At 64.8% G+C, this 13,118-nt stretch carries 13 protein-coding genes; 9 read left to right on the forward strand and 4 right to left on the reverse strand.

Annotated elements, in window-relative coordinates; all coding sequences use genetic code 11:
- Positions 1-24: 24 nt before the first annotated feature.
- Positions 25-888, reverse strand: coding sequence for a methyltransferase domain-containing protein (locus QA643_RS37960; protein WP_283030936.1), 864 nt, complete (start codon positions 886-888; stop codon positions 25-27).
- A 135-nt stretch (positions 889-1,023) separates the two neighbouring features.
- Here QA643_RS37960 and QA643_RS37965 point away from each other — a divergent pair, with 135 nt between their 5' ends.
- From QA643_RS37965 to QA643_RS37985, 5 genes are read left to right on the forward strand one after another with little or no spacing between them, the layout of a single operon-like run.
- Positions 1,024-1,353, forward strand: a complete 330-nt coding sequence (locus QA643_RS37965; RefSeq protein ID WP_283030938.1) for an NIPSNAP family protein — start codon at positions 1,024-1,026, stop codon at positions 1,351-1,353.
- 50 nt (positions 1,354-1,403) lie between these two features.
- Entirely contained in the window at positions 1,404-2,210 is an 807-nt protein-coding gene (locus QA643_RS37970; protein ID WP_283030940.1) for a ComF family protein, read from the forward strand.
- A 57-nt stretch (positions 2,211-2,267) separates the two neighbouring features.
- Positions 2,268-2,543: a glutaredoxin 3 gene (gene grxC, locus QA643_RS37975; protein WP_283030942.1), complete on the forward strand. Its 276-nt coding sequence runs from the start codon at positions 2,268-2,270 to the stop codon at positions 2,541-2,543.
- Entirely contained in the window at positions 2,540-3,418 is an 879-nt protein-coding gene (locus tag QA643_RS37980) for a carbon-nitrogen hydrolase family protein (protein WP_283030944.1), read from the forward strand. The genes grxC and QA643_RS37980 overlap by 4 nt, the downstream gene beginning before the upstream one ends.
- Positions 3,415-3,882, forward strand: a complete 468-nt coding sequence (locus QA643_RS37985; protein WP_283030947.1) for a DUF1178 family protein — start codon at positions 3,415-3,417, stop codon at positions 3,880-3,882. Before QA643_RS37980 ends, QA643_RS37985 begins: the two co-directional genes overlap by 4 nt.
- 119 nt (positions 3,883-4,001) lie before the next feature.
- Here QA643_RS37985 and QA643_RS37990 read toward each other — a convergent pair whose 3' ends face one another.
- The 3 genes from QA643_RS37990 to QA643_RS38000 form a co-directional block, all read right to left on the reverse strand.
- The gene (locus tag QA643_RS37990; protein ID WP_283030949.1) at positions 4,002-4,901 is read right to left on the reverse strand and encodes a DMT family transporter; all 900 of its coding nucleotides are present in this window, start codon (positions 4,899-4,901) and stop codon (positions 4,002-4,004) included.
- A 493-nt stretch (positions 4,902-5,394) separates the two neighbouring features.
- Complete coding sequence (gene ubiG, locus QA643_RS37995) at positions 5,395-6,162, reverse strand: bifunctional 2-polyprenyl-6-hydroxyphenol methylase/3-demethylubiquinol 3-O-methyltransferase UbiG (protein WP_283030951.1); 768 nt, start codon at positions 6,160-6,162, stop codon at positions 5,395-5,397.
- Between the two features lie 3 nt (positions 6,163-6,165).
- Positions 6,166-6,645 carry a PH domain-containing protein gene (locus tag QA643_RS38000; RefSeq protein ID WP_283030954.1) on the reverse strand — a complete coding sequence of 160 codons (480 nt, stop codon included), beginning with the start codon at positions 6,643-6,645 and terminating at the stop codon, positions 6,166-6,168.
- Between the two features lie 175 nt (positions 6,646-6,820).
- Here QA643_RS38000 and QA643_RS38005 point away from each other — a divergent pair, with 175 nt between their 5' ends.
- The 4 genes from QA643_RS38005 to prmC all read left to right on the forward strand — a co-directional run bounded on the left by QA643_RS38005 (position 6,821) and on the right by prmC (position 12,847).
- Entirely contained in the window at positions 6,821-8,074 is a 1,254-nt protein-coding gene (locus tag QA643_RS38005) for an aspartate kinase (RefSeq protein ID WP_283030956.1), read from the forward strand.
- Positions 8,075-8,395: 321 nt separating this feature from the next.
- On the forward strand, positions 8,396-10,663 hold the full coding sequence (gene ptsP / locus QA643_RS38010; protein ID WP_283030957.1) for a phosphoenolpyruvate--protein phosphotransferase: 2,268 nt from the start codon (positions 8,396-8,398) through the stop codon (positions 10,661-10,663).
- Positions 10,664-10,713: 50 nt separating this feature from the next.
- The gene (prfA, locus tag QA643_RS38015; protein WP_283030959.1) at positions 10,714-11,793 is read left to right on the forward strand and encodes a peptide chain release factor 1; all 1,080 of its coding nucleotides are present in this window, start codon (positions 10,714-10,716) and stop codon (positions 11,791-11,793) included.
- 172 nt (positions 11,794-11,965) lie between these two features.
- Positions 11,966-12,847 (forward strand): peptide chain release factor N(5)-glutamine methyltransferase, encoded by an 882-nt coding sequence (gene prmC / locus QA643_RS38020; protein ID WP_283030961.1) that lies wholly within the window; start codon positions 11,966-11,968, stop codon positions 12,845-12,847.
- Positions 12,848-13,118: the final 271 nt, after the last annotated feature.

The raw sequence follows: 13,118 nt of genomic DNA on the forward strand, positions 1-13,118 counted from the left end.
CCTTCCGCTGAACGGAACTACGCGTCAATCGCGCTTCGCCTTCTTCACCGCCGCTTCCAGACTCGCTTTTGCCGAGCCGGGCTTGAGCGGCTTCTGCTGGCTCTCGTGCGGCGCCCAGCCGGATAGCCAGACAATATCAAACGTCGCGCGGATGCGGCCGTCGGGATCGGCAAAGCGTTCGCCGTAAATCTGCGCCATCCGCAGCATCGTGGCGCGGCGGGTTGGCGTCCGCCGCCGTTCGACCAGAATATTGCTCGCACCCATCCGCCTGAGATCGGCCATCAGCGCAAATGCATTGTCATAGCGCACCACGACGCGGTCGACGTCGGTGACCGGCAGCGCCAGCCCGGCCCGCTGCAGCAGCGCACCGATATCGCGCAAATCCGCAAACGGCGCCACGCGCGGCGACACCCCGCCCTCGCATTCGGCCTCCGCCGCGGCAAACGATTGCCGAAGCTCGGTCAGCGTGTCGCCACCGATCATCGCGGCGAGCAACAGCCCGTCGGGCCTGAGCGCGCGGCGCATCTGCGCCAGCACACCCGGCAGATCGTTGACGAACTGAAACGCAAGCGCCGAGACGGCGAGATCAAGCGATTCCGGCTGCAACGGCAGAATTTCCGATGCATCTGGATCGATGCGCACGATCGACCGGAAACGATCGGCCAACGGCTTGCGCAGCAATTCGCCCGGCGTCCAGATATCGGCCACGTCGGCGAAATTCCGCGTCACCGCCTGCAGCCGTTCTTCGAAATCTTCCCGAACGCGATCGAGCAGAAACGTCGCAGGCGCGCTGCGCCGCGCGCGGTCGCGTCGCGCGCGCAAGAGCGCACGATCGAATATGGTGGGCGCGACGGTCGGGTTCGAGGCCATGCCGGTTGGTACGACCATCAGCGATAGACCTCAATCCTCTTCAAGCCTCAAATCACGAAGCAAGCCTCTTTTCGCGAAGTTCAGGCGTGACCGCACGCCGGCGGCCGCGCTAACAGTGAGCGCTAGGTTCGAGGCGCGACGGAGCACGAGACGATGATCACCTGTTACCTGCGATACGAAGTCGATCCGAACAAACTCGCCGAATTCGAAGCTTACGGCAGGATGTGGCTGGAACTGGTCCCGAGATTCGGCGGCATCCACCACGGGTACTTCCTGCCATCGGAAGGAGCGAGTGATGTTGCCCTAGCGATATTCAGCTTCCCGAGCTTCGCGGCCTATGAACAATATCGGAAAGATAGCGCCGCAGATCCAGACGTTCAGAAGGCAGTGGCCTTTGCAAAGCAAACTCGCTGCTTCATCCGCTATGAGCGATCGTTCTTCCGGCCCGTGCTTCCGAAAGAGCCGGATGCCGGGGCCAGATAAGAACAGTCCACCGACTTGAGCGGGGCGCAGGGGGGCGCTAGCCTCACGACATGAGCGCCGAGGCATCACCACGCTCCATCTCCGACCATCTGCGCGGCGTGCTCGGCGCTTGCCGCGACGTGCTCGCGCATCTGCCGCGGCTTGCGCTCGACATTGCGCTGCCGACGCAGTGCGTCTCTTGCCGCGAGCCGGTCGATGGCGAGGGCGTCTGCGCGTCGTGCTGGGCAAAGCTGTCGTTCATCGAACCGCCTTATTGCCCGCGGCTCGGCATCCCCTTTGTCTACGACCCTGGTCCGGAATTGCTGTCGATGGAGGCGATCGCAAACCCACCGGCTTACCAGCGCGCCCGCGCTGCGGTGCGCTATGACGACATCGCCCGCACGCTGGTGCATTCGCTGAAATATCAGGACCGCACCGATCTCGCGCCCGCGATGGGCCGCTGGATGGCCCGCACCGGCAAGGAATTGCTCGACGAGGCCGACGTGCTGGTGCCGGTTCCGCTGCATTGGCGGCGCGGCTGGAGCCGGCGCTACAACCAGTCAGGCGCGTTGGCGCGGGTGATTTCGCGGCAAAGCGGTGTGAAATTGGCCGCCGAGGCGCTTCGCCGCATCCGCCCCACCGAGCAGCAGATCGGGCTGTCCCGTCCGCAGCGCGCCGCCAATGTTCAAGGCGCGTTCAAGGTCGCGCCCGAGCGCAGCGCCGACATCGCCGGCCGCCGCGTCATCCTGATCGACGATGTCCTGACCTCTGGCGCCACGACGGATGCCTGCGCCCGCGCCCTGCTCCGCGCCAAGGCCGCGCAGGTCGACGTGCTGGTATTCGCGCGGGTTGTGGACAGCCACCGCCCTCCCATATAATTCAAAGACTTGTAATTCAAAGACCCGACAAAAAGACTTGGCTGATCAGAGCGTCCCATGACTGCTGCCGTTGAAATCTATACCCGCCCGGGCTGCGGCTATTGCACCGCGGCCAAATCGTTGCTGACGCGCAAGAATGCCGCGTTCACCGAATTCAACGTCGCGACCGACCCGGCCTACCGCGACGAAATGTACGACCGCGCCGGCCACGGCTCGACCTTCCCCCAGATCTTCATCGGCACAACCCATGTCGGCGGCTGTGACGAGCTTTATGCGCTGGACCGCGCGGGCAAGCTCGATGGCCTCCTGGCGGCAGAAAAGGCTTCCTCATGAGCGCTGGATCGACCTTCACCGCGGCCATGGTGCAGATGCGCACCGGCCTGTTGCCCGAGCCGAGCCTCGAGCAGGGCATCGCCCTGATCCGCGAGGCGGTCGGGCAAGGCGCCGACTATGTGCTGACGCCCGAAGTCAGCAACATGATGCAGCTGAACCGCAAGGCGCTGTTCGAGCACCTTGCATCCGAGGAAGACGATCTGTCGCTGAAGGCTTATCGCGCGCTCGCCGCGGAACTGAAGATCCATCTCCATATCGGCTCGCTGGCGCTGCGCTTTTCGCCGGAGCGCGCCGTCAACCGCTCGTTCCTGATCGGGCCGGACGGCCATCTGCTCGCCAGCTACGACAAGATCCACATGTTCGATATCGACCTGCCCGGCGGCGAGAGCTATCGCGAATCAGCCAATTACCAGCCGGGCGAGACGGCGGTCATATCGGACCTGCCTTGGGGCCGGATCGGCCTGACGATCTGCTACGACGTGCGCTTCCCGGCGCTCTATCGGGCGCTGGCCGAGGCCGGCGCGTCGTTCCTCACGGTGCCCTCAGCTTTCACCAAAAAGACCGGCGAAGCGCATTGGCATACGCTGCTGCGCGCCCGCGCCATCGAGAACGGCTGCTTCGTGTTCGCGGCGGCGCAGGCTGGCATGCATGAGAACAAGCGCGAGACCTACGGTCATTCGCTGATCATCGCGCCCTGGGGCGAAATTCTCGCCGAGGGCGGCGTCGATCCCGGCGTGTTCCTCGCCGAGATCGATCCGTCGAAGGTCGAGGCCGCCCGCAGGAGCGTGCCATCGCTGCAGCACGGACGCCGCTTCGGCATTGCCGATCCCAAGGCCGGCCCCGAGCACCTGCATCTCGTCCGGGGCTCGGCATGATCCGCTACAACCTTCGCTGCGAGAAGGGCCATGCTTTCGAAAGCTGGTTTCAAAGCTCCGCGGCGTATGAAGGGCAGGAAAAGCGCAAGCTGGTGAGCTGCCCGTCCTGCGGCTCGGTCAAGGTCGAGCGTGCGATCATGGCCCCGCAGATCGTGACCAAGAAGGGCCGCGAGCAGGCCGCGCCCGCGCCGGCCCCTGCTGAAGCGGCCGGACCGGAATCGACGCCGCTGCTGATGGCGCAGGAGCGCGAACTCCGCGCCAAGCTGAAGGAACTCCGCGATCACATCGTCAAGAACGCCGACAATGTCGGCGAGCGCTTCCCCAACGAGGCGCGCAAGATGCATTATGGCGATATCGAACACCGCCCGATCTACGGCGAAGCTTCGGCGGAAGAAGCCCGCGCGCTGATCGATGAGGGCGTCGAGGTCTCGCCGCTGCCGGTGCTGCCGGAAGATCGGAATTGAGGCGAGGCGTGATGCCGTAGGGTGGGCAAAGCGACAGCGTGCCCACCATCTATCCGCAACATCGGTGACTAGAATGGTGGGCACGTCGCTACGCGCCTTTGCCCACCCTACGGCACCGTCTATGCCGCCACCAATAGCGCCACACCGATCACGATCAGCACGATCCCCGAGACTTCGCGCGGCGACATCGGCTGCTTGAACGAATAATACGACACTCCTTGCGCGAACAGCACCTCGACCAGCGCCAGCGTACGCACGTTCGCCGCCGCCGTCAGCGCGAACGCCAGAAACCAGAACTGCGAAGCGAAGGCGCCCATGAAGCCCGCGAGCATCGAAGGTTTCCATAGCCCCAGGATTTTCCTGAGCACGTCGGGCGCACGCATGAGCAGGTAGATCGTCAGCACCAGCGTCTGCACGAACAGGCCGAACACCAGCGTGTAGGACGCTGCCGTCACGAAGGAAACGCCGGGCACCGCGATGACGGCGCCGCGAAAGCCGACCGCCGAGAGCGCAAAGCCCGCGCCCGCAACCAGGCCGATGATGGTGGGCTTGAGCTCTGCAAAGCCTTTTTCGCCGCCCGGCCTCAGCGCTGTAATCACCACACCGATGGTCGCGATCACGATCGCGACCATCTTCAACAGCGTCAAATGATCGCCGAGGAAGATGAAGCCGAAGATCGCGGTCTGGATCGCCTCGGTCTTGATATAGGCCGTCGTCACCACGAACGAGCGGTCGTTCATCGCCACCAGCATCAAGCCGGTGGCAACGATCTGGCTGAGCGCGCCGAGCAGCAGCCACGGCCAGAACATCGCCGGTGGCCACGGCACGGCATCGCCCGTCACCCCCACCACGAGCGCGAAGAAGACAATCGAGAATGGAAAGCCGAACAGGAAACGGATGTTGGTGGCGCCCCAGGTCCCGAGCGGCCCGGTCAGCGACCGCTGCATCGCATTGCGCGCGACCTGGCTGAGCGCGGCAATTATGGTGAAGGGAATCCAGAGCGTGGCGACGGAGAACATTGGGGATACCGGCGGGAAATCGTTGCACCGTGCCGGGCAGGATGCGTTAGGTCAACGGGATCAGTGTCATGACAGGATTGCGCGCGCGCCAAACCCTGCGCTTGGAGGGACGACAGCGGGGGCAATGGGCAATCGGGCGCAACAAAACTCCGCTGTCATCGCCCGGCCTTGTGCGCACTTGCGCACTAGGACCGGGCGACCCAGTACGCCGCGGCCTATCGGCTTGATCTCAGCCTTCCCGGCGTACTGGATCCCCGCCGGAGCCTGTCATCGGGCGCGCGTTCGCGCGACCCGGTGGCGGGGATGACGAGTTGTGGCGGGATGACGTGCGCACGCATGCCTGTCGTCCCTGCGAAGGCAGGGACCCATACGCCGTGCTCTCTGATGTGAGCAGGAATGGCAGACGTCTCGTAACCCAATTGGCGCCGCGGAGTATGGGTCCCCGCGTTCGCGGGGACGACAGCGGTGATACCGCTAAAGCGTCGGCATCAACTCACGCCCCCTCGGCCACCACCATGTAGTTCACGTCCATGTCGGACGAGATGCTCCAGCGGTCGGCGAGTGGGTTGTAGACCACGCCGGCCTGGTCGGTGATGGCAAAGCGATTGTTGGCGAGGTGCTGCGTCAGCTCGTCCGGCGTGACGAACTTGTCCCACTGATGGGTGCCGCGCGGCAGCCAGCGCAGGATATATTCGGCGCCGACGATGGCGAGCGCAAAGCTCTTCCAGTTGCGGTTGAGCGTCGAGAGTACCATGATCCCGCCCGGCTTCACCATCGCCGCACAGCGGGCGATGAACGCGCCGACGTCGGTGACGTGCTCGACCACCTCCATCGCCAGCACGATGTCGAAGCGCTCGCGGTGGTCCATCTCCTCCACCGTGATGCAGCGGTAGTCGATCGACAGATGGCCCTTCTCGGCATGCAGCCTGGCGGCGGCGATGTTGGTCGCCGACGGATCGATCCCGATCACCTGCGCGCCGAGCCGCGTGAACGGCTCGCACAACAGGCCCGCGCCGCAGCCGATATCGAGGATCCGCAGGCCCGACAGGCAGCTCAGGCTCCGCGCGTTGCGGTCGAACTTGCGGCACGCCGCGTCGCGGATATAGGCCAGCCGCAGCGGATTGATCTTGTGCAGCGGGGCCATTTTGCCCTTGGGGTCCCACCATTCATCGGAGAGTTTTGAAAACTTCGCGACCTCAGCCGGGTCCACCGTGCTGCCCGTGGCGGAGAGACCGGCGGAAGAATTTTGCTGCATAGCCATGATTTACGCGCCGGCCGGTCGTGCCGTGATGGCATTGCGAAATGCCAACGGCGAAGCGATCATATCGAGGGTCTTGCCGCCCTCGCCGACCCCGAGGACCGTGACATCGCCGTAGTTGAGGATGCGGCCGAGGATGCTCTGGTTGACGTCGACGCTCTCGACCTTGTCCACGCTCATTTCAAACGTCTGCCGCTGAACAAAGCCGGTCTTGTGGACGACACGGAAATTGGTGACGTCGGTCTCGGTGGTCCATCGATGGAACCAGGCGGTCGCGGTTTTGTACAACGCCGCGATGGCCGATACCCCCGCCAGCGACAGGCAGATCAGTGCGGATGGGCCCGCCGGCACCATGCCCGAGAGCACCAGGAATACGCCCGCGACAATCCAGCCGATGATCGCCGGCAAGAAGAATATCCAATGCGCGTTGGTCGAATACAGCACCCTTTCCCCGGGCTGCAGTATTTCGTCGATATACCGGCCCATACGCTCGCCCTGAATTAACCCGCTACCACAGCAATTTACGCCATTTTGGATCGAAAACGAAACCGGGGGTGCTTGCCCCGGACCGCGCCGCTATGTATACGCCGCTTTCGACCCGGGCGCTCCACTTTCCGTACGGGTCACCTAACTTATCCTCACAGGGAATGCACGCGTCGTCATGGGCCGCCTCGTGATGAAATTCGGCGGCACGTCCGTCGCCAATATCGACCGAATCCGCAACGTCGCGCGGCACGTCAAGCGCGAAGTCGATGCCGGGCATGATGTCGCCGTCGTCGTCTCTGCGATGGCCGGCAAGACCAACGAGCTGGTGGATTGGTGCCGCGACGCCTCGCCGATGCATGATGCGCGGGAATATGACGCGGTAGTGGCATCCGGCGAACAGGTGACCTCGGGCCTCTTGGCGATCGTGTTGCAAGGCATGGGCATCCAGGCCCGCTCCTGGCAGGGCTGGCAGATCCCGATCAAGACTTCCGACGCCCACGCCTCGGCGCGGATACTCGAGATCGACGGCAGCGAGATCGTCCACCGTTTCAAGGATCGCAAGGAAGTCGCCGTCATCGCCGGCTTCCAGGGTATCAATCCGCAGACCAACCGAATCACCACGCTCGGGCGCGGCGGGTCTGACACCTCGGCGGTGGCGATTGCCGCCGCCCTCCGGGCCGACCGCTGCGATATCTACACCGACGTCGATGGGGTCTACACGACCGATCCACGGGTGGTTCCCAAGGCGCGGCGCCTCGACAAGATCGCCTTCGAGGACATGCTGGAACTGGCCTCGCTAGGCGCCAAGGTGCTGCAGGTGCGCTCGGTGGAACTCGGCATGGTGCACAACATGCCCGTTTTCGTCCGTTCCAGCTTCGACAAGCCCGAGGATATCGACCCGCACGGAACGCCGCCGGGCACGCTGATCTGCAGTGAGGAGGAAATCATGGAAAGCCACGTCGTCACCGGCATCGCCTTCACCAAGGACGAGGCCCAGATTTCGCTGCGCCAGATCGAGGACAAGCCGGGCGTTGCCGCAGCCATCTTTGGCCCCCTGGCGGACGCCAATATCAACGTCGACATGATCGTGCAGAACGTCTCCGAGGACGGCAAGACCACCGACCTCACGTTCACCGTTCCGGCCGCCGACTATAACCGCGCCCGCGAGACCATCACCGCGGCAAAGGGCAAGATCGGCTATATCAGGCTCGACAGCGCCACCGACGTCTCCAAGGTCTCGGTGATCGGCAGCGGCATGCGCAGCCATGCCGGCGTTGCGGCCAAGGCGTTCAAGGCGCTTTCCGAGCGCAATATCAACATCCGCGCCATCACCACCTCCGAAATCAAGTTTTCGGTGCTGATCGACGCCGCCTATACCGAGCTTGCGGTGCGCACGCTGCACACGCTCTACGGGCTCGACCAGACTTAGAACGATTTTCTCTCAAATTTAGCGCATGGTCTGATCGTCAGACCGGTCAGTTTGGCGGATCATGCGCTTCGCTGGCGCAGCATCGGCCCTGACACATACGTTATTGCTTCTGGCAGGCGTTTTGCTTGGCAAAGCAAGCCTCGATTGGCTATAGGCCTAGAGAGGTGGGTTGCCGCACACTGCGCCATCGTTGGCGATCCCATTCGGCGGGATCAGGTGCCTTGCGGCAGCGCCGAATGAATAAAATTGTTGGTTTTGGTGCGTTTCACGCCAGCTGCCGGCCACCCGGCGGGCTGGCCTTGCGGGGGAGGATATCAACACATGCGGAGCACGTCGGGAGGCCCCCGCGTCTTGTTGAGACGGCTCCGCGAAACCATGGCGGAGAAGGTCTCGGCCCAGGAACGGCTGGACAAGATCGTGGTGCTGATCGCGGCCAACATGGTGGCCGAGGTCTGCTCCTGCTACGTGCTGCGCATCGATAACACGCTCGAACTCTACGCCACCGAAGGTCTGAACCGCGACGCGGTGCACCGCACGGTGCTGAACGCGCATGAGGGCCTCGTCGGCCTCGTTGCCAGCGAGGCGAGCCCGCTCAACCTCTCCGACGCGCAAAGCCATCCGGCGTTCTCGTTCCGCCCGGAAACCGGCGAAGAAATCTACCATTCGTTCCTCGGCGTGCCGATCCTGCGCGCCGGCAACACGCTCGGCGTGCTGGTCGTGCAGAACCGCGCCAAGCGGACCTATGTCGAGGAAGAGGTCGAGGCGCTGCAGACCACCGCCATGGTGCTGGCGGAAATGATCGCCTCCGGCGAGCTGGCGGCGCTGGCGCAGCCCGGCGCGGAACCGGCGGCGCGGCACTCTCTGCACAAGACCGGCGCGATCCTCTCCGACGGCATTGCGCTCGGCCATGTGGTGCTGCACGAGCCGCGCGTCGTCATCACCAACTACATCGCCGAAGACCTGCCGAAGGAAATCAAGAAGCTCGATGCCGCGCTGGCCAAGCTGCGCGCCGACCTCGACCGCATGCTGGAACGCGGCGACGTCGCCGAGAGCGGCGAGCATCGCGACGTGCTGGAAGCCTACCGGATGTTCGCCAACGACCACGGCTGGTCGCACAAGCTGCACGAGGCGGTCGCCACCGGCCTCACCGCCGAAGCCGCCGTCGAGCGCGTGCAGTCCGACACCCGCGCGCGCATGCTGCGCTCGACCGATCCCTATTTGCGCGACCGCCTGCACGACCTGGAAGACCTCGGCCACCGCCTGATGCGGCAACTGGTCGGGCAGGATCACGCGCCATCGCGCGAGCAGCTTCCCGAAAACGCCATCCTGATCGCGCGCGCGATGGGCCCGGCGGCGCTACTCGATTACGACCGCAAGCGGCTGCGCGGCCTGGTGCTGGAGGAAGGCACCGCCAACTCGCATGTCTCGATCGTGGCGCGCGCGCTCGGAATCCCCGCGGTCGGCGAAGTCCCGAACGCGCCCGGCATCGCCGACCCCGGCGACGCCATCATCGTCGACGGCACGTCGGGCTCGATCTACATCCGCCCCTCGGCCGAGATCGAATCGGCCTATGCCGAGCGGGTGCGTTTCCGCGCCCGGCGGCAGGCGCAATATGCCGCGCTGCGCGACAAGCCCTGCGTGACCAAAGACGGCCAGCGGGTCGAGCTGATGATCAATGCCGGCCTCGTCATCGACCTGCCGCATATCGACGACACCGGCAGCGCCGGCATCGGCCTGTTCCGCACCGAGCTGCAGTTCATGGTCGGGCAAAGCCTGCCGCGCTCCTCCGACCAGCTCGCGCTCTATCGCACCGTGCTGGATGCTGCCGGATCGAAACCGGTGACGTTCCGCACGCTCGATATCGGCGGCGACAAGGCCCTGCCTTACATGGAGACCGTGATCGAGGAGAACCCGGCGCTCGGCTGGCGCGCGATCCGGCTCGGGCTCGACCGTCCCGGATTGTTGCGCGGCCAGATCCGCGCGCTGCTGCGCGCCGGCGGCGGCCGCGCGCTGAAGATCATGTTCCCGATGATCTCCGATGTCGTCGAGTTCGACCAGGCCAAAGCGATCGTCGAGCGCGAACTGACCTATTTGCGCCAGCACGGCCATGCGCTGCCGGAACGGATCGACGTCGGCACCATGGTCGAGGTGCCGGCGCTGCTCTACCAGCTCGACGAGCTCCTCAAGAAGGTCGATTTCGTCTCGGTCGGCTCGAACGACCTGTTCCAGTTCCTGTTCGCGGTCGACCGCGGCAATGCCAAGGTTTCCGACCGCTTCGACACCATGTCGGCGCCGATCCTGCGGGCGCTGCGCGACATCGTGCGCAAGGCGCAGGAGGCGAAGAAGACGGCCTCGCTGTGCGGCGAGATGGCGTCAAAACCGCTTGGCGCCTTGGCGCTGATTGCGCTCGGCTACCGTTCGCTGTCGCTTTCGGCCACCGGCCACGGCCCGGTGAAGGCAATGATCCTGGACCTCGACGCCAGGAAGGCCGAGGCGGCCCTGATGCCGCTGCTCGACGCGCCGGCCGGCAGTGTCTCGATCCGGCAGAAGCTGACGGAATTCGCGGAAGCGGAAGGGCTGTCGTTGTAGCGAGGCTTGTCCCGACAACACCGCCCGCATTCCCCCTTGAGAACAACGCCATGCTACCCGAAGCCAAACTTGATATCCTGCTCGCCCATCACGCCTCGCTCGAGGCCGAGCTGCTGGGCCAGGTCAATTCGGAAAAATACGTCCAGATCACGCGCGAGCTCGCCGAGCTCAATCCGCTGATCGACGCGGTGAAGGCCTATCGCTCGGCACGGGCCGAGATCGCGGGCGCCGAGCAGCTGTTGGCCGATGCCGCCACCGATCCGGAAATGCGCAGCATGGCCGAGGCCGAGCTGGAAACGCTGCAGGCACGCGTCGCCGACCTGGAGCAGAAGATCCGCGTCGCGCTGTTGCCCAAGGACGCCATGGACGACCGCAACGTGATGCTGGAAATCCGCGCCGGCACCGGCGGCGACGAGGCGTCGCTGTTCGCCGGCGACCTGTTCCGCATGTATGAGCGGTTCGCTGGTCTGCAGGGCTGGAAGGTCGAGGTGATCTCGGCCTCGGAAGGCACGGTCGGCGGCTTCAAGGAAATCATCGCCGAGGTGCAGGGCCGCGGCGCTTTTGCAAAACTGAAATTCGAATCCGGCGTGCACCGCGTGCAGCGCGTGCCCGACACCGAAACGCAGGGGCGCATTCATACCTCGGCGGCGACCGTTGCGGTGCTGCCCGAGGTGGAAGATGTCGATGTCGACATCAAGAACGAGGATTTGCGGATCGAGACCATGCGGGCGCAAGGCGCCGGCGGCCAGCACGTCAACAAGACCGAATCGGCGATCCGCATCACGCATATTCCGACCGGTATCGTCGTGATGATGCAGGACAGCCGTTCCCAGCACAAGAACCGCGCGTCCGCGATGAACATCCTGCGCTCGCGCATCTACGACGCCGAGCGCCAGCGCGTCGACGCGGCGCGCTCGGCCGACCGCAAGGAGAAGGTCGGCTCCGGCGACCGCAGCGAGCGCATCCGCACCTATAATTTTCCGCAAGGGCGCGTCACCGACCACCGCATCAACCTGACGCTTTATAAATTGCCGCAGGTGATTTCAGGCGAAGCGCTGGGCGAATTGATCGACGCGTTGACCACCGAGCACCAGGCGGCGCAACTCGCCGCACAGGGCGCCGCGGCGTGAGCGGCATCCAGCCGTCGTCCCCGCGAAAGCGGGGACCCATACGCCGCGGCCTCTCGGTATGGGCGGTCTCGGCGGCGACCTTTCGCAACAACAAAAAGCTGTGGTTATGGGTCCCTGCGTTCGCAGGGACGACATCGAGTTTGCCGCACTGCCGGTGCGAGGCGATCGCCACATGACTTCATTCGCCAGCCAAACCGTCGAGACCGCGCGTCGCGCGCTCGCTGCGAGATTCAAATCCGCTGCAAATGATTCGGCCGAACTCGATGCGCGGCTGTTGCTTGGTCACGCCCTCGGCCTCGACCTGACCGGCCTGATATCAGCCGCACAGCGCCGGCTGACGCCAGACGAATCGGCACGGCTTGAAGAATTCGCCAACCGCCGGCTCGCCGGCGAGCCGGTCGCCCGTATCATCGGCGAGAAGGAATTTTGGGGCCTGCCGCTGCGCCTCTCGCCGGCAACGCTGGTGCCGCGGCCTGATACCGAAACGGTGGTCGAACTGGCGCTGGAACTGCTGCGCGCCGGCGGAGACCTTAATCGTCCGCTACGCATCGCCGATCTCGGCACCGGGACCGGCGCGATCCTGCTGGCGCTGCTGTCGGAACTGCCGGCGACGCGAGGGTTTGGCACCGACATTTCGGAAAGCGCCCTGCAGACCGCCGCTGCGAACGCAGCGCGCGCGGGGTTGTCGGACCGCGCGGCGTTCCTCGCCTGCGACTATGCGAGCGGGCTGTCCGGCCCGTTCGATCTGATCGTGTCGAACCCGCCTTATATCCGCTCGGCTGATATCGCCGCCCTGGCCCTGGAGGTGAGGAACCACGACCCGATTGCGGCATTGGACGGCGGCGCCGACGGGTTGGACGCTTACCGCGCGCTGATCCCGCAGGCGGCCGATCTATTGGCGCCGGGCGGCGCCCTGATCGTGGAAGCGGGGGCGGGCCAAACGAGCCAGATCCAGGCCCTGATGGTAGCCGCAGGGTTAACGGCAACGACCACGCCCAGGGCCGATCTGGGGGGCATTCCGAGGGCGGTCGCGGGCCACAAAATGGCCCGATAAAGTCCGCCGGGAACGCAAAAAAACCCCTTGGAATATTCGCCGGGAGCGACTACGTTCCGCCCATAACATCGGTCCAGGGTTACCGGCCCCGTAAGGCGATACGGTGAGGCCGGCGTTCTCGAAACGAGAGCCCGCCGGGTGAAAGGTTCCAAACGCAGGTCGAATTGAGCGCAATAACCGAAGTGTGCTGCTCTTGGCCTTAAAGCGAACGAAAGCCTGATATTGCGGTTGAAGACTTACGCAACAGCCGATCACGCGAAGCCGTCACGCA

Source organism: Bradyrhizobium sp. CB3481 (assembly GCF_029714305.1).
In the GTDB taxonomy this organism is placed as follows: Bacteria; Pseudomonadota; Alphaproteobacteria; order Rhizobiales; family Xanthobacteraceae; genus Bradyrhizobium.